The sequence below is a fragment of the Cysteiniphilum halobium genome (assembly GCF_003574425.1).
Lineage (GTDB): Bacteria > Pseudomonadota > Gammaproteobacteria > Francisellales > Francisellaceae > Caedibacter > Caedibacter halobius.
Map to the genome: position 1 here is coordinate 2,443 of NZ_KZ984544.1, position 518 is coordinate 2,960.

At 45.6% G+C, this 518-nt stretch carries 1 protein-coding gene; it reads left to right on the forward strand.

Annotated elements, in window-relative coordinates; all coding sequences use genetic code 11:
* The coding region (locus DNK85_RS01445) for a hypothetical protein (protein WP_208123116.1) at window positions 1-518 on the forward strand (518 nt) is incomplete at both ends.

Below are 518 nucleotides of genomic sequence, written 5' to 3' on the forward strand. Positions count from 1 at the left end.
GGCACAGTCAGTGTCGATGCTAATGGCGATGGGTCGATAGATGCAACGGTTAATGCGGGCAATAATGCAGTTGTTGTAGATAACGGTGATGGTACAGTTAGTGTAGATGCTAATGGCGATGGATCAATAGATACAACGGTTAATGCGGGCAATAATGCAGTTGTTACCGATAATGGTGATGGCACAGTTAGTGTAGATACCAATGGCGATGGATCGATAGATGCAATGGTTAATGCGGGTAATAATGCAGTTGTTGTAGATAATGGTGATGGCACAGTCAGTGTCGATGCCAATGGCGATGGATCGATAGATGCAACGGTTAATGCGGGTAATAATGCAGTTGTTACCGACAATGGTGATGGCACAGTCAGTGTCGATGCCAATGGCGATGGGTCAGTTGATGCAACGGTTAATGGCGGTAATAATGCAGTTGTTACCGACAATGGTGATGGCACAGTCAGTGTAGATGCCAATGGCGATGGATCGATAGATGCAACGGTTAATGCAGGTAATAATGC